The sequence below is a fragment of the Variovorax gracilis genome, assembly GCF_030317115.1.
GTDB lineage: Bacteria > Pseudomonadota > Gammaproteobacteria > Burkholderiales > Burkholderiaceae_C > Variovorax > Variovorax gracilis.
Genome location: NZ_JASZYF010000001.1, coordinates 31,697 through 48,348 on the forward strand (window position 1 = coordinate 31,697; position 16,652 = coordinate 48,348).

The window sequence follows — 16,652 nt, forward strand, 5'->3', positions numbered from 1 at the left end:
TCTGTCGCGAAGGCCACCGGCTCACTTGTGAGCCATCCCGCACCCTCCTATGATGCGTCGATTGACCTCGCCCAAGGTCGGGAGAACATCATGTTGCCCATCGAGTCGGACGTCTATCTTTCGCGTCGCATCGCGCTGCAATTCGGCCTGGGCCTCGGCGCAGGGATGTTGCCGGGTGTAGGGGCCGCCCAAGGCGCATGGCCCACCCGGGCCGTCACGCTGGTGGTCGGCTATCCGCCGGGCGGACAGACGGACTTCGCAGGCCGCATCCTCACCGCGGGCATGCAGACCAGCCTGGGCCAGGGCGTGGTGATCGACAACAAGCCGGGCGCCAACGGCAACATCGCAACCGACTTCATCATGAAAGCGCCCCCCGACGGCTACAAGCTGCTCGTCGGCAATGGCAGCAACATGGTGCTCAACCCGCACACCTACCGCAACACGGCCATGGCGGACCCGCTGAAGCTGGTGCCGATCGGCCTGCTGCTCACTTCGTCGCTGATGCTGGTCGTGCCGTCGAGCCTGCCGGTGAAGGACCTCACCGAATTCATCGCCTGGGTCAAGGCGCAGGACAAGGCGGGCAGCGGCATCGACTATGCATCGGGGGGACCCGGCAGCCTCGTGCAGACCGCCATGGAGCTTTTCCGCGAGCGCATCGGCAAGCCCAAGATGAACCACGTGCCCTACAAGGGCAGCAGTCCGGCAATGACCGACCTGATTGCAGGGCGGGTCAACGCCATGTTCGATGCCTCGTCGGTGGTGGCGCCCTTCCTCAAGTCCGGACAACTCAAGGCCCTGATGTCCACCGGCGCCAAGCGGGTGCCTGCGTTCCCCGATGTGCCCACGGCCACGGAAAAAGGCATCAAGGACTTCCAGATCATCTCGTTCATCGGTCTGTACGGCCCCCCGGGCCTGAACGCCGACATCGTGAAGAAGGTCAACACCGCGATGAACAGCGCGCTCAAGGATCCGAACGTGCAGAAGACCATCGCCGAGCGCGGCGACGATGCCGGGGGTGGCACGCCCGAGCAGTTGGCCGAGTTGACCCGCCACTACTACAAGCTGCTGGGCGAAGTCGTCCGGGCCAACGACATCCGCGCCGAGTGAGGCCTACACTCGCTGCCCTACGAGAATCCCAGAGACAGCGACGTGCCCCACTATTGGTTGATGAAATCCGAGCCTGGCGATTGCTCGATCGACGACGCGCTGGCCGCACCGGACGCGACGGTGCCATGGACTGGTGTCCGCAGCTTCCAGGCGCGCAACTTCATGCGGGATGGGATGCACGTGGATGACGGCGTGCTGTTCTATCACTCGAGTTGTCCCGAGCCGGGGATCGTGGGTATCGCCCGCGTTGCATCGGGCACGCGGCCGGACCCGACGCAATTCGATCCGGGCTCTCCCTACTACGACGCGACTTCCCGACGCGAGGCGCCGAAATGGCTGCTGCTGGATGTCCAGGCGCTGCGCAAGACCCGGCTGTTCGGCCTGCCCGAAATGCGCGCGACGCCGGAACTGGCCGACATGATCGTGCTGCGCCGAGGCAACCGGCTGTCGATCACCCCGGTCGACGACGTGCACTGGCACCTGATCGTCGACAAGATGCTGGCCTGATGCGCCTTCAGCGCCTGAACAGGCGGTAGATCCGATCGTAGAAGTCGGAAGGAAAGGTCCAGTAGCGCGCGCCGCCGGGCGACCTCTGTTCATCGAGCCCGCGCCGCGGCGGCGAAGCGTTGAGCAGGAACTGCGCGAGCATGTCCCCGCTGACCCATGGATCGTCGTACCAGAACGCGTGCGAGCTCACTGGCAGGTCGGGAATGTCGTTCGGGTCCACGCGGATGAGGTCGAAGCGCAGCTTCTGCGAAGCCTCCACCAGGAAATTCGTCTGCTCGGCGCTCAGTTCGGTGAGGTTGGGCCGGCCGGCACGCGATGCGCGGCCGACGATGGCGGCAATGCGCAGCACCGAATCATTGAGGTTTGCCGCGATGCTGACGCGCTCGATGATGTCGATGTACGCGCCCAGTTCGTTCACGAACCGCCGCGTGTCGATGTCCGGCGCCGCGAAGTAGATCTGGCCAAGCCGCAGGCGAGCCTGCAGTGCTTCGCGCGATTCGCCGGGCCGAGGCGTCGCCAGTTGCGCAAGCGCCGGGCTCAGCACCTGCGCACCCGCGCTGTAGGCCAGCACGTCGATCTTCGAAGCCTTGGTGTTTTCAGCCAGGAGTTCCACCAGCCGGGCAAAGGGTTCGACCGTCCTGGATGCATTGCTGACGTCCGTGAGGTAGCGAAGGATCGATCCCGCGGAAGGCCACATGAAGGCCAGCACGACCATGCGGCGGCCGGTGAAGTGCCGGAACTGCGCCGCCTGTGCGGCCGCGCGCGGAACGGTGTTGTTGGACCCGTGCACGTAGATGAGCAATTCGCTGTTCGGGCTCGCTTCCAGGGCCCTGTTCACCAACGCGAAGAAGGCCTGCGCCTCGGGCGAATCCTTCACGTCCTGCTTGGCCTTCAACACGGCGATCTGCTCGAGCCGCTCCAGATGGACAATGGGCCTCTCCGCAGGGTCGTTGCTCGTGGAGAGCCGGTGAAGCGTCTCCCAGTCGAGCGTCTCGTCGCCGACCCGGACATGCGCCACGCCCATGCGCAAATCGTCTGTGGGCACGATGGTGTGCAGGGGCTCCGGCTCCTCGATCAAGGCCAGCCGGTTGGTGGCGTAGAGCACGGGAACCTCCGTTGTCTTCAACTTGGGGCCGATCTTCTCGAACGGATCGACGTCGCCATTGCTGAAGCTGACCGGCGTCGGCATGAGCCGCACAGGCGAATCGCGACCGGCCAACAGGCCAAGCGCCAGAAGTGCCAGCAGCGCGACGAAGACCAGTGCAGCCTTGCCCAGGCCGGATTGGAGTGCGGATTTCATTTGCATACTTGGACAGGTGGACGGACGCACGACGATAGCGTCGAATGAAGCGTCCATCATCGCCGCGGCTCGTGGCTAAGATGACGGCCCTTTCCGACCGAACGAAGGAACCGACGTGAAGGCCAAGTCAACACTGACGCTGATCATGCTCGCAGCCCTCTCCATCACGGCGCCTGCGGCGGAGTTCGAAGGGCCGACCTGGCAACTCACCGATCTTCGCGGGCTGGCCCCGGGCTCCCTGCCCTCCGGACCTAAATCGGTCACTGCGCAATTCGAGCGCGGCCGGATCAGCGGTTTCTCGGGGTGCAACCGGTACTTCGGTTCGTACGTGCTCAAGCAGGATCGCCTGGTCGTCGGCTCATTGGCGGGAACGATGATGGCGTGCGACCCCTCGGCGATGGCCGTCGAGTACGCCGTCAAGCGCGCACTGGCGGGCACCTTTCATCCGGTCATGGCCGACGGCCGTCTCAGCCTGAAGGCCGAGGGCGGAGAGACGATCCTGTCGTTCAGGGCTGAGCCCACCCCCACGCTGGAAGGCCTGAGCTCGAACATCACAGGCTTCAACAATGGACGGCAAGCCGTCGTGAGCCCGCTGCCGGGCACCACGGTCGCCCTGTCCTTCAAGGGCGGGATCATGAAGGGCTTCGCCGGCTGCAACACATTCCGCGCCACCTACAAGGTCCAGGGGGACCAGATCGCCGTCGGCCCGGTGGCGACCACTCGTCGCATGTGCAGTGGCGAAGGCGTGATGCAGCAGGAGCGGGAGTTCCTGGCTGCCTTGAAATCGACGACCAGGTGGGGCTTCAGCGGCGCCTTGCTCGACATGCACCGTCCGGATGGCGAACGCACGTTGACGGGGACTCGCGAGAAGACGTCCAGCTAGTCAGGGCTTCCCGCGCCGGTTGTCGGGAGGGTGGGGCATGGTGGGTTCATGACCGTCTTCGCGATCGCGCCCGCCATCGAGGTCGGGCGGAAAGCCAGGCACGGTCGGAACACGCTGCGCCTCGATGCGGCTGAACTCCTGGTCGCCAGCGACGAAGACCATGTCGTGGCTGCCGATCCGGACGATGTCGCCATCGGCCAGCGCCTGGCTCTCGATGCGGTCGCCATTGACGAAGGTGCCGTTGCGGCTACCGAGGTCCCGGATGGTCGTGAACGCTGCCTCCACGGTGATGACCGCATGCTGCCGGCTGGCCTGGGGAGACTCGATGACGATGTCGTTGTACGCGCCCCGCCCCAGCGTGTTGTCGTGCGGCTTGAGAGCGACCTGGCGTCTCTCTCTCGTGGCCGTCGTGATGATCAGTTGGGGCATGCCGTTTCGGGCGGAGTCGTCGCACAGGGATGTTACGCACGCCTCAGGCCGCGCGCGAGTCGGACGCCAGCTTGCCGACCAGTGCGGCGAATCTGTCGACATAGGCCTGGAGAAAGGCCCTTGTCGACTCGTTGGCGATGTGGCCTTCGGCATCCAGCAGGTCGGGCTTGAAGGATACATAGGCCTCGCCGCCCATCACCGTCGCACCGAGGATGCCGAGGATCTGCCGCAGGTGCTGCTGGCCGACAGCGGTGCCGATCGCGCCCGGCGACGTGCCGGTGATGGCTGCAGGCTTGTCGCGCCAGACGTTCTTGTCCGAGGGTTTCGATCCCCAGTCGATCGCGTTCTTGAGCAGTGCGGGCAAGGAGCGGTTGTGCTCCGGCATGACGATCAGCACCGCGTCGCACGCAACGACGGCGGCGGTGAAGCGGTTCACCGCATCGGGCCTCGAGCCTTCGAGATCGCCGTTGTACATCGGCAGGTCATCGATGCGGATGTCCTCGAAGCGCAAGGTGGGCGAACCGAGCTTGACGATGGCCTGGGCGAGCTTGCGGTTGATGGATTCGCGGCGGTTGCTGCCGACGATCACGCCGACTTTGTGGGGTAGTTTCATGTCTGGATTGTGGCCTGCCCGGCACCGAGCCCGAGGTAGGCGCGCCGCAATTCGGGTCGGGCCATCAGTTCCTCGGGCCGGCCCAAGGCGACGATGCGGCCTTCTTCCAGCACTGCGGCGCGCTCGGCGATCTCGAGTGCCATGCTCACGTTCTGTTCCACCAGCAGCACGGCAATGCCCTCGGCGTGGATGCGGCGGATGGCATCGAACATGTCGAGCACGATAGTGGGCGCGAGGCCCAGCGACGGCTCGTCGAGCAGCAGGAGCCTGGGTCGCGCCATGAGCGCACGGCCGATGGCCACCATCTGCTGCTGCCCACCGGACAGCGAGCCGGCCGGCTGCGCCAGCTTCTCGGCCAACGCGGGGAACAGCGCGCACACGCGCTCCAGCGATCGCGCACGTTCAGCTCGCGCCGCCGGAAGGTAGCTGCCGAGTTCGAGGTTCTCCCGCACGCTCATCTCGGTGAAGAGGCGTCGCCCTTCAGGCACGAGCGCGATGCCTCGTGCGCAGAAGCGATGCGGCGCGAGGCGCGAGACGTCCTGGCCGTCGAGCACCATGCGCCCGGCGCAGATGCGATGCACGCCGGCAATGGCGTTGATGAGCGTGCTCTTGCCCGCGCTGTTCGGGCCCACAACGCAGAGAAGCTCGCCCTGGCCGATGGAGAGCGACACATCCCACAGCGCCGTCGCCTGTCCGTACGCGACCCGGATCGATTGCAGTTCAAGCATGAGCGGGCTCCGGGTCGGCAGCCAGCGCCGGCGAGACCGTCGCGCGGACGGGCGCGCCCTCCTCCGTCGCGTGGCCGAGATAGGCCGCGACCACTTCCGGCCGCTGCATCACCTCGTGCGGTGCACCTTCTGCCAGCACCTCGCCACGATTGAAGATCACGACACGGTCGCAAAGCGCCATCACCGCGCGCATGACGTGCTCGACGAAGACGATGGTCGCGCCCTGGTCGCGGATTCGGCGAATGAGCGCCACGGCCTCGTCGATCTCCGACGGTGTGAGACCCGAAAGCACTTCATCGAGCATCAGCACCTGCGGGCGCGACGCGAGCGCCCGCGCGAATTCGAGGAACTTGCGCTGGTGCAGGTTGAGCTCGCCCGGCAGCGCGTGCGCGCGCTCGGTGAGCCCGGTGAAGGCAAGCCATTGCCAGGCCTCCGCTTCCGCCGTGCGCCGGTCCAGCGAGGCCGCGCCGAACATCGCCGGCAGCGCCACGTTTTCCAGTACCGTGAGATGCGCGAAGGGCCGCGGGATCTGGTACGTGCGCGCAATGCCGCCATGCGCGATGCGGTGTGCCGGAATGCCGGAAATCCGTTGACCCGCGAATTCGATCGAACCGGCCGTCACCGCATAGTGCCCGCTTGCCACGTTGATGAAGGTGGACTTGCCCGAGCCGTTGGGCCCCAGCAGCCCGAGGATTTCGCCCTGACGCACTTCGAGATCCACGCCGCGCAGTGCCTGCACGCCCTTGAAGGATTTGCGTACGCCTTGTGCTCGCAGCAGAACGGAGCCGATCGCCGTCGCGGTCCGCGCCGGCTGGGCTGGAGCGGACGTGGCGACCGGCGGATGCTCTGCGCGCGCCACGCCACCCTTGCGCGCACCCCACCACTTCAGCGCCTGGCCCAACACGCCTTCGGGCATGAAGAGAATCACGACGATCAGCACCAGGCCGGTAAGCCCCTTGCCGATGATGGCGCTGTCGCCGCCCGTGAATGCGTAGAGCAGCAGCGTGATGGCCGTCGCACCGACGATGGGCCCGGCCCAGTGCCTGGTGCCGCCGAGCACCGACATCAGCACCACGGTCAGCGGCATCGCGATGGTGAAGGTGTCGCCGGTTGTCACGTACGAGATGAAGAGCGCATGCACGCCGCCCACCACGCCGGCCAGCCCACAGGAAAGCGCAAAGGCCCCCAGTTTGTAGCGATAGGTCGGCACGCCCATGACCTCGGCCACGTCCTCGTCGTCGTGGATCGCGAACAGGCCGGTGCCGAAGCGCGAGTAGTACACCGCGATGGCAGCCAGCACCGTGAGCACCGCCGCGACGAGCGCCAACAGATAGAACGTGCCCGAAGCCGAAGGCCCGATCTTCGGCACCGGCACCGCGCTCATGTAGACACCCGGCCCGCCATCGATGGGGGTGTTGAGGATGATCGTCGCGACGACGAAGGTCGCGGCCAGCGTCAGCAGCGAGAACAGTTCGGCGCGCACCGCCTGCACCCTGAACGCCACGGCACCCAGCAAGGCGCCGAACGCCGCCGCGACGGCTGCTGCGGCAGGCAGCGTCCAGAGGAAGGGCACGTCGAATCGCGTGGCGAGCGTGGCCGTCGTGTACATGCCGATGCCGAAGAAGGCACCGTGCCCGAAGGAGAAGTAACCCGAGTAGCCCGACAGCAGGTTCCACGAGGTCGCGAGCGCGATCCAGTGCAGCACCAGGTAGAGGATCGATTCGTAGAAGGCTGGCAACCCAAGCCAGGGCACCACCGCGAGGCCCGCGCCCGCCGCAAGGATCCACAACAAGGAACGCTTCACGCCACCCTCCCCGGCCGCGCCAGCAGCACGAGCATCAGCAGCGAGAAGGACACCAGCGGGGCCCACGATGGCGCGGTCACCGCCATGGTGACGGCCTCGGTCACGCCGATGATGCAGCCGGCAATCAACGGGCCGAGCGGCCGGCCGAGGCCCCCCAGCATCACGGCGGCGAAGACGACGCCGATCCATGCATAGATCTGCGACGGCGACAGCGTGTAGGCCAACGCAATGCAGACACCCGCCACACCCGCCAACGCGGCGTTGAGGCCTGAGAGCATCAGCGCCAGCGCGTGCTGGTTGACGCCGAAGGCCGCGGCAATCGGCGCATCCTCGGCGGCCGCGCGCATTGCCTTGCCGAGTTCGGTGCGGCGCAACGCAAGCCACACGGCCAGCGAGATGCCGACACCGAGACCCAGCGTGATCAATTCGGGTACTGGCAGGAAAAGCGGCCCGAGGCGCAGCTTGTGCTCCGCATAAGTGGATTCCAGCTTGCGATAGTCGGCGGTCCACGTCCATTGAAGCAGTGCCTCGATGATCACCGTGATGCCGAAGGTGACGAGCAGCGAGTTGAAGGGACTCACCCGGAACCGGGTCAACACCCAGTGCAGCGCCACGCCCAGCACGAAGAAGAGCGGCACGATGAAAACGAGCGTGAGCAGCGGATCGACCCCCCGATGGCTCGACAACTCATAGGTAAGGTAGGCGCCCAGAAAGGCCAGCGCGAAATGCGCGAGATTGATCTGCCTCAGCATCCCCCACGACAGGCTCAACCCCAGGCCGAGCAGCCCGTACAGAGCGCCAGTGAAGAGACCCGCGAGAACGGCCTGGGCCAGAAGCGTGGCGCTCGGCAAGGTCATCCTTCTTACACGCCTTTGGTCTGCAGCTTTGCGCCGGGCGCCGCCCAATCGGCAGGCCATACAGTGACCCACTTGCCGTTCTGCACCTGCTTGACGCGGCTCAGGTCGGCGCCGAAGTTCCCGCGCTCGTTGAAGCGCAGCTTGCCCTGGATGGTCTCGACCTGGTTCGCCCGCAGCCAGGCGGCCATGGCCTTGTCGTCCAGCCCCTTGGTCGCGACCACGGACGCCTCGATGAGTTGCCACGCGGTGAACGACGCCGCCGCTTGCGTCTCCACTGCCGTGTCGGGCATGCCGGCGCGGGACGCACGTTCGCGGTAGACCTTGACGAACTCGGCCGCCACCGGGTTGTTGGTGAACGGCGGATGGTCCTCGAAGATCGTCATCGAGAGTGCGCCGTTGGCTTCGGGCGCCTTGAGCATCGGTGCCGGCGCAGGCACATGGTAGAAGTGATGCAGCGGCGCGTAGTCGATCTTCTTCATCGCATCGAGCAGCTGGTTGCCCTCCAGCCCGATCGCGCCGGTCCAGATGAAATCAGGGTTCGCTTCCTTGATGCGCCCGGCGATCGGGCCGAAGTCGCGATTGCCGAAGTCCCATTCGAGAAAGATCACTTCCTTCAGCCCGCGCTGCCTGGCGACTTCGCGCGCACCGAGCGCGACGAAATGCACCGAGGGAAACTTGCTCGTCACGACCGCGATGGTCTTCGGTGGCGTTGCCGAAGCGGCCAGCGCATCGAGCACCAGCGCCGGCAGCGTCTTTTCGGGGTCCGGCCCGATCGACCAGGCAGGGAACTGCTGGTCGTACTTCGCGAGGTTCGGGATGCCGAAAGTGTGGTGCACCAGCGTCTTGTTGTAGCGCTGCGCCACGCCCATGGCCGACAGGATGTTGCCCGTCGCGTACGGGCCGATGAGGAGGTCGACCTTGTCGGAGGTCACGAGCTGCTCGTAGAGCGTGCGCGCCAGGTCGGGCTTGGACTGGTCGTCTTTCAGCACCCATTCGACCGGCCGGCCCAGCAGGCCGCCGCGCTTGTTGAGCCCGTCGACATAGATTTCGCCGGTGAGCTTGTGCACGAGGCCCGTGGCAGAGAGTGGCCCCGTCAGCGCCAGCGTGCCGCCGACGCGGATGGGCGCGCCGGCGGGCTGCGCCGACGCATGCGGGGTCAAGAGCGCACTGGCGCCGAGAGCGCCGGCGGCGGCCACGAAAGATCGACGGTCCATGTTCATGCTTGTCTCCTGTGATTGTTCTGGGAAGCCAAAGGCTCAGTCGCCATCGACGACGGGATTCGAGAGCAACCCGACGCCCTCGATCTCGACCTCGCACACGTCGCCCGCCTTCATGAAGATCGGCGGCTTGCGCGCGAAGCCCACCCCCGCTGGCGTGCCGGCGATGATGATGTCGCCCGGCTGCAGCGCGAAAGGCTCGGAGCACACCGACACCAGCGTCGCGACGTCGAAGATCATGTCGCGCGTGTTCGCCTCCTGCAGCACCTGGCCGTTGAGGCGCGTCTGCAGCTTCAGCCCGGTGGCGCCCGGAGGCAGCTCGTCCGCCGTGACAAATTCGGGGCCGAAGGCGCCGGAACGATCGAAGTTCTTGCCCATCATCCATTGCGCCGACTTGAACTGGTAGTCGCGGATCGAACCGTCGTTGAAGAGCGAATAGCCCGCGACGTGTTCGAGCGCCCTGCCCTTGTCGATGTAGCGGCCGGCCTTGCCGATGACGACCACCAGTTCGCCTTCGTAGTCGAACTGGGTCGACACGTGGGGCCGCACCAGCGGCTGGCCATGCCCGACCCAGGACGACGCGAAGCGATGGAACAGCACCGGGTACTTCGGCGGCTCGAAGTTGCCTTCGGCCGCGTGATCCACGTAGTTGAGCCCGACCGCGATGGCCTTCGACGGCATCTGCACCGGCGGCAGCCAGTCGATGTCGGCGATCGGCAGCCGCGAACGCGCCGATGCGCCAGCCCGCTTCGCCGCCGCCAACCCGTCGGGTCCGGCGTGCAGCAGTTCATCGAGCGTGGCGGGAAGGCCTTCGGCCGTGAGGTTCACGATCTCCTGGTCGAGACGCAGGCCGATGGCCGGCCGGCCGTTGCTCTGGAAAGCTGCGAGGCGCATGTTGGATGTCTTCCTTGAGGTGGTGGGGGCGAAGGGCCCGGTGCCCTCGGCTCAGCCGTTGCGAATCTCGAAGTTGGTGATGAAGTCCTCCGGCACGGCCGGGCCCCAGGCATAGAAGGAGTCCTCGGGCGGATGGTCTGCCGCAGGCCACTCGAAGCCGCCGGGCACGTAGTCGATGTCGTAGGAGTACTCGGCGTGGCTGCCCCAGGGATCGCGCACGTAGTAGAAGTAGTTGGAGCCGAGCACGTGGCGCCCGACGCCCCACCCGCGCGGATAGCCCGCCGCGTACATCTGCTCCATGCCGCGGCCGACCTCGTCGATGCTGCCGACGTCCCAGCTCGTGTGATGAAGACCCGGACCATCGGACTTGGCCATCGCGATCAGGTGGTGATCGCTGCCGTGCGCTCCATGCATGAAGACCACGAGCTCGCCGGAGCGGTCGGTCAGTCGCAGGCCGAGCGCGTCCTGATAGAACACGATCGCATCGCCCACGTTGGGCGAGAACAGCAGCACATGCGACAGCCGCCTCGGCCGGACCTTGGGAATGCGCGAGCGCGCCAGCGAAGCGCCGGTGCCCATCGGCACGTCGGATTCCGCGATCCGTTCGGCGCGCGCATCCGGCGAGCTCTTGGCAGCCGCCACGACCTGCACCGGAAACCCGTCCGGGTGCCTGACCCAGATGCCTTCCGTATCACCCAGCGGATGCGGCTCGCAGCGCGGGACGCCCAGGCGCTCGATGCGCTCGCCGATGGCCGCCAGGTCTTCGGCGAAGCAGCCGAAGCGCAGGTACTGAAGTTTCTTTGGGCCGTCCGCCTGGAACAGCGAACCCCATGCATGCGGATGACCGACCGTGTGGAGATCGAGCCGCCCTTCCCTGCGTTCGACCTGAAGACCGAAGGCGTCGTAGAAACGCGCCGCTTCATCGAGATCCGGCACGGTGAAGACGAAGCCGTCCAGCGAATGCACGCTGTGATCGTCGGCGCGGTTCGAATCCTTGCGGGTGCGCAGCTGGATGTCGGCCATGTTGTCTCGCTCCAGTTCGAAGTTTGTACGCTTCCGGAAAATAATATATTCTTTGCGACAAACTATATCGGCTAGTTTTTTATCTATGGTTAGGGTTTACAAGAAGTGGCTGCCATGAGCGAGCGCCCCAGCAGAGGTATCAGCCAGACACGCCTCGTCTACGAACGGCTTCGCACGGCCATCGTCGGCGGGCGGTTGCTGCCCGGGTCCAAGCTCAACATCGCCGCGCTGGCCGAGGAGATCGAAGTCAGCGCAGGCGCGGTGCGTGAAGGCCTGGCCATGCTGGAGGCCGAGGCGCTGGTGGTTTCCGAGCCGGCGCGCGGCTATCGGGTGAGCCCGGTGTCGGCGGTCGAGCTGCTGCACCTCGTCAAGGCGCGCATCGAGATCGAAAAGCTGTGCCTCGCAGAGGCCATCCGACACGGCGACCTGGATTGGGAGGGCGGCATCGTCTCGGCTTTTCATCGGCTTTCGCGCGTCGCCGAGCGCGACCCGGAACGCCCTTCGCAACTCAGTGCCGAGTGGGCGCAAAGCCACGGCGAATTCCATCGCGCGCTGGTCGCCGGGTGCCCGAACCAGTGGCTGCTGCGCATGCACCAGATCCTCTACCAGCAAAGCGAGCGCTATAGGCAGCTCTCGGCGCCGCTGTCGATGACGGAGCGCGACGTGAAGGGCGAGCATCAGGCGCTGGTCGACGCGGTGCTCCACAGGGACATCGAGTCTGCGCAAGCGCTGATTGCCGAGCACCTCGACAACACGGCCCAACTCCTGCTGAACTGCCCCCATCTGGCGCTGTCACCCGCCGATGACGCGTCGGGAAAAGTTGCCGTCTCGCCTGCCTAGCTGCTCTCGCGAGGCTTCAGCGTGGTGAAGTCCAGATAGGCCGTCGCCTCGAAGCTCGATTCGGAGACCTCGCTGGGCGGCGCTTCCGGCTTGGCGAAGTCCATGAAATCCGTGGGAGCGAACGCGACATCGCGCCGAACCGGGACCATGGCTTGTGCGTGCCGTTCTTTTGCGCTCGCACGCAGCCGGGCCAGGTCCGCCCTCACCTCTTCGAGTGTGCGCATGGGCTTGATGGCCGCGGGCGTCTCCTCGGGTTCTGGCTGCACGAAGGGTTGCACGACTTCTCGCATGGGCTGCGGCGCGGCGGGTTGCACGACGGCCCTGATCGGCTGGGGCGGCGCGGCGACGCGCGCCGGCACTTCGACCATGGCCGGCAGAGGCGCAACGGGACCGGAGGCCTTGATCTGATCGACCGGGGCGTCAACGACAGGCGGCCTGGAGGCCGCACCGCCCTGCGCTGGCGAGCGAGCTGGCTCCCGCGCCACAGGGTGTGCGGCGGGGCGATGCCTTGGTGCGGCGACGCGTGCCGTCGAACGCGATGGCCTGCGCCTGCGGGGTGCGCGACGAAGGCCATTCAGGAATCGAAGAAACGTTCCAATCCATCGAGAAGCTTCCATGGCGCGCAAGACCCAAAAAGTTTGCGCGATTGTCAAACACTGTTACGTGTAATCGAATGGATTACTTTTTGTCAGATTGCCGATTCTGCGCACAAATACACGAACCTCAGTGGGAGTCGATATCGCGAGATCGCGATGGCCGGATCGGAGCGCTCCAGCAAGGAATATGGCGCCTGCACCCATCGACTCGCCCGGCCTGCATCGTGGAGAATCGGAGTTCCTGCGCATCGGGCGCACACCGGACGCGTCACAATCTGTTCAAGATGACACAGCAGATGCCCCACCCCGACGACCTGAGCGACGACGAACTCGCCGAGCATGCACATGCTTGGCGCCGTCAGGCGCTGCGAGGCGACCGCAGTGCCCGCGCCCCGGCCCATGCCTACGAAACCGCGCTGCGGGAACGCGTTCGCGCATCCGTTGCTGCCGAGTTGATCGCCAACGCCTCGAACGCCCAGCCCGAAGCCAAGCGCCCCTGGTGGCGGATGTTCTGGCCGTCGCAGAACGGCGGCGCTTCGGTCTGAGCGTCGCCGCGACCGCTCAGCTGCAAGTCACGATCTTGAATTCGACGCGGCGGTCCAGCGCGTCGATCGCGTCGTCGGTGCCGCTGCCGATGATGTTCTCGCGAAAGCCTCTTCCGCTCGGCGTGGTCCGGTCGCTCAAGGCCGTCGACTCGTCGATCAGGCGCTGACGGATGTATCTGGCGCGCTGTAGCGAGAGCTGATCGTTGTACGCGACCGGTCCCGTGTGGCTGGTATGGCCGACGATGTCCATGCAGACCTTGGCATCGGCGCTGGCCTTGGCGATCTCGCGCAGCCACATGGTGTAGGGCCCGCTGATCCGGGCCTCCGACCAGAAGGTCGTTGCGTTCGGATTGAACAGGAACTTCACTCCCAATTGCTGGTTGGCGATGCCGTAGGCCACGATCTTGCCGAAGGCCTCCTCGGCCTCGGTCGCGCGGCCGAGCTTCACCGAACTCAGATAGATCCCGTTGAGGACACGCAACTGCTCGCCGGTCGGTCCGCCGCCGACGGCGCTGTACTGCGCCAGCGCATCCTGATAGCGCTCGGCGTTGTAGTGGGCCGTCCCCTCCTTGATTCCAGGCGCCGCCGCGAGACGCTCGAGGTAATACGCATCGGCACGCTGGCCGGGCGGCGTGGCGCTGGTACGCACGTAGCCTTCGATCACCCGGTCCTTGGTGGGCACAGGGGTGTCGCGGTAATACGGCAGCGGGGTGTGGTCCAGGCCTTCGTCGCGCGCCACGGCGGACGACTGGGCGACGACGGTGCCGCTGGCGAGTTCGGTCAGGGCGAGGTTGATCTGCAGCGGACTGCGGGGCTCATCGACTGACAGGCGGGTCATCGTGCCCGTCAGCAGGTAGCGGGCCTTGCGCAGGTTCGCGCTGTCGAAGGGCATGATTTCCATCGACTCGAACTTGGCGTTCAGCCGTTCGGTCACCCGGTCCTGCAACACCTGGGTTGCCACGGTCTGCTGCGCACTCCCGCCATCGACCATCGGGTCGAGCACCACGGGGCGCTTCGATCCCATCTTGGCGAGAAAAGCCGGCCCCTTCTGCGTCTGCCTGACCAGTCCGTCGGTGGCCTGCGCGACCGCCTGGTCGAAGGGAAGTTCCGTCTTGGATGAACTGGCGACGGGTGGCGCTGCACAGCCTGAGAGTCCCAGCAAGACCGACAGGGCACCCGTCGAAAACGCGGCCTGCAGCCAGCGAGCGAAGGTCGTGGTCATCATTCGCACCCCTTTCTCAAGATAGCCGCCTCTTCGGACGTGACTGGTCCGAGCGAGGCTCGTTGAAGAATGTCCGTGCACCTGCTGTTGGCCTTCGGAATCTCGGGGGGCGTTGCTTGCACGACGGCGGCGGGAAGCACCGGCGGCTCGGCCGCCTGGATGCGGGCTTCGCGACGGGACTGCCGCGAGCTTTCAGCGGGCGCACGCGCCACGGCCTTGCGGACGGGAGCTGTCACCGGTGCGGGTTTGGATGCCCGCGCTTCCGGTGCCTTCGCATCGCTTCGCGGCAATGCTGTCTCAGCGGCGGACGCAAGGTCGGAATCGGTCAGCGGAGGTGTCCGCGATTCGGCGACGGGCTCCGGAGCGGGGGACGGCATGTCGGGTATGGCGACGACAGGCGCTCGAACCGGCGTCGGCAGTGCAAGCGCCTCGGTTGCCGACATCGGTTCGGGTTCCGGTGCCGGTGCCGCTGCCGGAGCCGGAGCGGGAGTCGCGGTCGTGGCCAGGACCGGTGCCGCTGTCGGTGCCGCGGCCGGAATCGGGTCCGGCGCAGGCGTCGCGGGCGAGGCCGTGCGGCCCGCAGTCGGCGGCGCGGCGTCGTCACCAATGCGGTCGTAGCCGAGATAGCCCACCGCGACCAGCCCCACGCAGACCACCAATGCGGCCAGCACGGCGACCTTCGTCCGGCTGCCCCGGCTTTGCGCCGACCTGGGTGCCGCGCGCAGCGGCGGCCAGTTGGAAACCGGGGGCCGGAAGTGCGGCCCCGAAACTTCGGGTGGCGCAGGCGCTGCGTCGACAGCTTCATTCGATTCCGTCTCGTCCGGACCGCTTTCCTCAGCTGCGGGCGCAAGCGTGCGCTCGGGCGCGGGCTCTGCCGGCAGCTCCGCGAAGAAGTCGTCCAGATCCTCTTCGGCTGGCATGGTCTGCTCGGACGCGTCGTCGGCAACCAGAGGTGCCGGGGGCGCGCCGGACGGCACATCCGATTGCCGCACTGCGCGCAGGAGATCCAGGTCCTGGAGTTGCTGGCCGCAGCTCAGCAAGGTCCAGAACTCGGCCGCGCTCTGCGGACGGTTGCGCGGGTGCAGCGCCAGCGCGGCATCGATCGCTGCCAGGAAGGGTTCGCTGTAGCGGCCGCGCGCCAGTTCCGACAGGGGCTTCAACCGGTCATCCATCAGGCGTTCGATCGACGGTGTCGGCGGCTGCCCGGCGACGGCGGCGTAGACGACGCTGGCGAGCGCGTACAGGTCTGTCCAGGGGCCCTGCTTCATCGAGGCGACTTCGCCGTACTGCTCGATCGGCGCGAAGCCGGGCTTGAACACCACCGTCGGCGATGGCCCGACGCCTTCGATCACTCGTCGCGCGGCGCCGAAATCGAGCAACACAGGCCCGTGGTCGGTGAGCAGGATGTTGTCGGGGGCAATGTCGCGGTGAAAGCAGCTCGCCGCATGCATGGTGCCGAGGGCATCGAGCAGCGGATGCAGCCAGCCGCAAAGCTCGGCTTCGTCCGGCGCCCTGCCGAGCTCGGCCAGCGCCCGCGACAGCGTCGGGCCCTCGTAGTACGGCATTGCCATATAGGCGGTGCCGTTGCCTTCCCAGAAGTGCAGCACCCTGACCAGCGAAGGATGGTCGAAGCGCGCCAGGATCCGCGCCTCGTTGAGGAAGCTGCGCATGCCGAGGCAGAAGTCGTCCTTGTGGCGCTGCGACTTGACCACCACCGCCGGCGACACGCTGGCGCGCGAGGCCAGGATGGCCGGCAGGTATTCCTTGATCGCGACGTGCTGCTCCAGCGAATGGTCCCAGGCCAGGTAGACGATGCCGAAGCCGCCCTCGCCGATGGGCCCGACGATCTCGTAGTCCTGCAGACGCATGCCTTCGGGCAAGGTGTGTGCGCTGCCCTGTGTGATGTCGGCCCACTCCAGCGCCACTTTTTGGTGTGCGCCTCGCCCTGTCACCGAGCCTGGCACGGTGCGCGTATCGAGTGAAATCACAGGGCTCATTGAATTTCAGCGGGCGTCTTGCGAACGCTTGCCCGATTTCCAAGCCATGGACTGCACGATGCGAACCAGCAATGAAATCACGTCAGATCC

General features: G+C 66.4%; 17 protein-coding genes. 5 read left to right on the forward strand and 12 right to left on the reverse strand.

The window, feature by feature from the left end; genetic code table 11:
* The first annotated feature begins 90 nt into the window (after positions 1-90).
* Both QTH97_RS00150 and QTH97_RS00155 read left to right on the forward strand, forming a co-directional pair.
* Positions 91-1,107, forward strand: coding sequence for a Bug family tripartite tricarboxylate transporter substrate binding protein (locus QTH97_RS00150; protein ID WP_286565939.1), 1,017 nt, complete (start codon positions 91-93; stop codon positions 1,105-1,107).
* Positions 1,108-1,167: 60 nt separating this feature from the next.
* A complete protein-coding gene (locus tag QTH97_RS00155) occupies positions 1,168-1,614 on the forward strand; it encodes an EVE domain-containing protein (protein WP_286565940.1) in 447 nt (148 codons plus the stop codon).
* Positions 1,615-1,621: 7 nt separating this feature from the next.
* Here the strand turns inward: QTH97_RS00155 and QTH97_RS00160 are convergent, their stop codons facing one another.
* On the reverse strand, positions 1,622-2,914 hold the full coding sequence (locus tag QTH97_RS00160; protein ID WP_286565941.1) for an alpha/beta hydrolase: 1,293 nt from the start codon (positions 2,912-2,914) through the stop codon (positions 1,622-1,624).
* 115 nt (positions 2,915-3,029) lie between these two features.
* On the opposite strand from QTH97_RS00160, the gene QTH97_RS36945 reads away from it, so the two are divergent.
* Complete coding sequence (locus QTH97_RS36945; RefSeq protein ID WP_353655614.1) at positions 3,030-3,797, forward strand: META domain-containing protein; 768 nt, start codon at positions 3,030-3,032, stop codon at positions 3,795-3,797.
* On the opposite strand, the gene QTH97_RS00175 is transcribed toward QTH97_RS36945, so the two are convergent.
* Genes QTH97_RS00175 through QTH97_RS00210 form a run of 8 tightly spaced genes read right to left on the reverse strand, consistent with a single transcriptional unit; the run spans position 3,798 to position 11,362 of the window.
* The gene (locus QTH97_RS00175) at positions 3,798-4,226 is read right to left on the reverse strand and encodes an FHA domain-containing protein (RefSeq protein ID WP_286565942.1); all 429 of its coding nucleotides are present in this window, start codon (positions 4,224-4,226) and stop codon (positions 3,798-3,800) included. It lies immediately after the preceding gene.
* 43 nt (positions 4,227-4,269) lie between these two features.
* Positions 4,270-4,839: an NADPH-dependent FMN reductase gene (locus tag QTH97_RS00180; protein WP_286565943.1), complete on the reverse strand. Its 570-nt coding sequence runs from the start codon at positions 4,837-4,839 to the stop codon at positions 4,270-4,272.
* Positions 4,836-5,567, reverse strand: a complete 732-nt coding sequence (locus tag QTH97_RS00185) for an ABC transporter ATP-binding protein (RefSeq protein ID WP_286565945.1) — start codon at positions 5,565-5,567, stop codon at positions 4,836-4,838. Before QTH97_RS00185 ends, QTH97_RS00180 begins: the two co-directional genes overlap by 4 nt.
* On the reverse strand, positions 5,560-7,371 hold the full coding sequence (locus QTH97_RS00190) for a branched-chain amino acid ABC transporter ATP-binding protein/permease (RefSeq protein ID WP_286565946.1): 1,812 nt from the start codon (positions 7,369-7,371) through the stop codon (positions 5,560-5,562). Before QTH97_RS00190 ends, QTH97_RS00185 begins: the two co-directional genes overlap by 8 nt.
* Complete coding sequence (locus QTH97_RS00195; protein ID WP_286565948.1) at positions 7,368-8,228, reverse strand: branched-chain amino acid ABC transporter permease; 861 nt, start codon at positions 8,226-8,228, stop codon at positions 7,368-7,370. Before QTH97_RS00195 ends, QTH97_RS00190 begins: the two co-directional genes overlap by 4 nt.
* 5 nt (positions 8,229-8,233) lie before the next feature.
* Positions 8,234-9,448 carry an amino acid ABC transporter substrate-binding protein gene (locus tag QTH97_RS00200; protein ID WP_286565949.1) on the reverse strand — a complete coding sequence of 405 codons (1,215 nt, stop codon included), beginning with the start codon at positions 9,446-9,448 and terminating at the stop codon, positions 8,234-8,236.
* Positions 9,449-9,484: 36 nt separating this feature from the next.
* Positions 9,485-10,339: a fumarylacetoacetate hydrolase family protein gene (locus QTH97_RS00205; protein WP_286565951.1), complete on the reverse strand. Its 855-nt coding sequence runs from the start codon at positions 10,337-10,339 to the stop codon at positions 9,485-9,487.
* Between the two features lie 51 nt (positions 10,340-10,390).
* A complete protein-coding gene (locus tag QTH97_RS00210) occupies positions 10,391-11,362 on the reverse strand; it encodes a VOC family protein (RefSeq protein ID WP_286565953.1) in 972 nt (323 codons plus the stop codon).
* A 114-nt stretch (positions 11,363-11,476) separates the two neighbouring features.
* Between QTH97_RS00210 and QTH97_RS00215 the strand changes: the two genes are divergently transcribed.
* The gene (locus QTH97_RS00215) at positions 11,477-12,202 is read left to right on the forward strand and encodes a GntR family transcriptional regulator (RefSeq protein WP_286565955.1); all 726 of its coding nucleotides are present in this window, start codon (positions 11,477-11,479) and stop codon (positions 12,200-12,202) included.
* Here the strand turns inward: QTH97_RS00215 and QTH97_RS00220 are convergent.
* Positions 12,199-12,570 (reverse strand): hypothetical protein, encoded by a 372-nt coding sequence (locus QTH97_RS00220; RefSeq protein ID WP_286565956.1) that lies wholly within the window; start codon positions 12,568-12,570, stop codon positions 12,199-12,201. The two genes, QTH97_RS00215 and QTH97_RS00220, sit on opposite strands and share 4 nt — an antisense overlap.
* Before the next feature lie 524 nt (positions 12,571-13,094).
* Here QTH97_RS00220 and QTH97_RS00225 point away from each other — a divergent pair.
* Positions 13,095-13,343, forward strand: coding sequence for a hypothetical protein (locus tag QTH97_RS00225; protein WP_286565957.1), 249 nt, complete (start codon positions 13,095-13,097; stop codon positions 13,341-13,343).
* 16 nt (positions 13,344-13,359) lie between these two features.
* Here QTH97_RS00225 and QTH97_RS00230 read toward each other — a convergent pair whose 3' ends face one another.
* Positions 13,360-14,568 carry an OmpA family protein gene (locus tag QTH97_RS00230; RefSeq protein ID WP_286565958.1) on the reverse strand — a complete coding sequence of 403 codons (1,209 nt, stop codon included), beginning with the start codon at positions 14,566-14,568 and terminating at the stop codon, positions 13,360-13,362.
* A complete protein-coding gene (locus tag QTH97_RS00235) occupies positions 14,565-16,562 on the reverse strand; it encodes a serine/threonine protein kinase (RefSeq protein WP_286565959.1) in 1,998 nt (665 codons plus the stop codon). The genes QTH97_RS00230 and QTH97_RS00235 overlap by 4 nt, the downstream gene beginning before the upstream one ends.
* Positions 16,563-16,652 lie beyond the last annotated feature (90 nt).

Bases quoted from the DNA above. Each gene is read 5' to 3' on its own strand.
- QTH97_RS00160 (WP_286565941.1), bottom strand. From the start codon at position 2,914: ATGAAATCCGCACTCCAATCCGGCCTGGGCAAGGCTGCACTGGTCTTC.
- QTH97_RS00210 (WP_286565953.1), bottom strand. From the start codon at position 11,362: ATGGCCGACATCCAGCTGCGCACCCGCAAGGATTCGAACCGCGCCGAC.
- QTH97_RS00155 (WP_286565940.1), top strand. From the start codon at position 1,168: ATGAAATCCGAGCCTGGCGATTGCTCGATCGACGACGCGCTGGCCGCA.
- QTH97_RS00225 (WP_286565957.1), top strand. From the start codon at position 13,095: ATGCCCCACCCCGACGACCTGAGCGACGACGAACTCGCCGAGCATGCA.
- QTH97_RS00215 (WP_286565955.1), top strand. From the start codon at position 11,477: ATGAGCGAGCGCCCCAGCAGAGGTATCAGCCAGACACGCCTCGTCTAC.
- QTH97_RS00230 (WP_286565958.1), bottom strand. From the start codon at position 14,568: ATGATGACCACGACCTTCGCTCGCTGGCTGCAGGCCGCGTTTTCGACG.
- QTH97_RS00175 (WP_286565942.1), bottom strand. From the start codon at position 4,226: ATGCCCCAACTGATCATCACGACGGCCACGAGAGAGAGACGCCAGGTC.
- QTH97_RS00200 (WP_286565949.1), bottom strand. From the start codon at position 9,448: ATGAACATGGACCGTCGATCTTTCGTGGCCGCCGCCGGCGCTCTCGGC.
- QTH97_RS00185 (WP_286565945.1), bottom strand. From the start codon at position 5,567: ATGCTTGAACTGCAATCGATCCGGGTCGCGTACGGACAGGCGACGGCG.
- QTH97_RS00205 (WP_286565951.1), bottom strand. From the start codon at position 10,339: ATGCGCCTCGCAGCTTTCCAGAGCAACGGCCGGCCGGCCATCGGCCTG.
- QTH97_RS00180 (WP_286565943.1), bottom strand. From the start codon at position 4,839: ATGAAACTACCCCACAAAGTCGGCGTGATCGTCGGCAGCAACCGCCGC.
- QTH97_RS00195 (WP_286565948.1), bottom strand. From the start codon at position 8,228: ATGACCTTGCCGAGCGCCACGCTTCTGGCCCAGGCCGTTCTCGCGGGT.
- QTH97_RS00235 (WP_286565959.1), bottom strand. From the start codon at position 16,562: ATGAGCCCTGTGATTTCACTCGATACGCGCACCGTGCCAGGCTCGGTG.
- QTH97_RS00150 (WP_286565939.1), top strand. From the start codon at position 91: ATGTTGCCCATCGAGTCGGACGTCTATCTTTCGCGTCGCATCGCGCTG.
- QTH97_RS00220 (WP_286565956.1), bottom strand. From the start codon at position 12,570: ATGGTCGAAGTGCCGGCGCGCGTCGCCGCGCCGCCCCAGCCGATCAGG.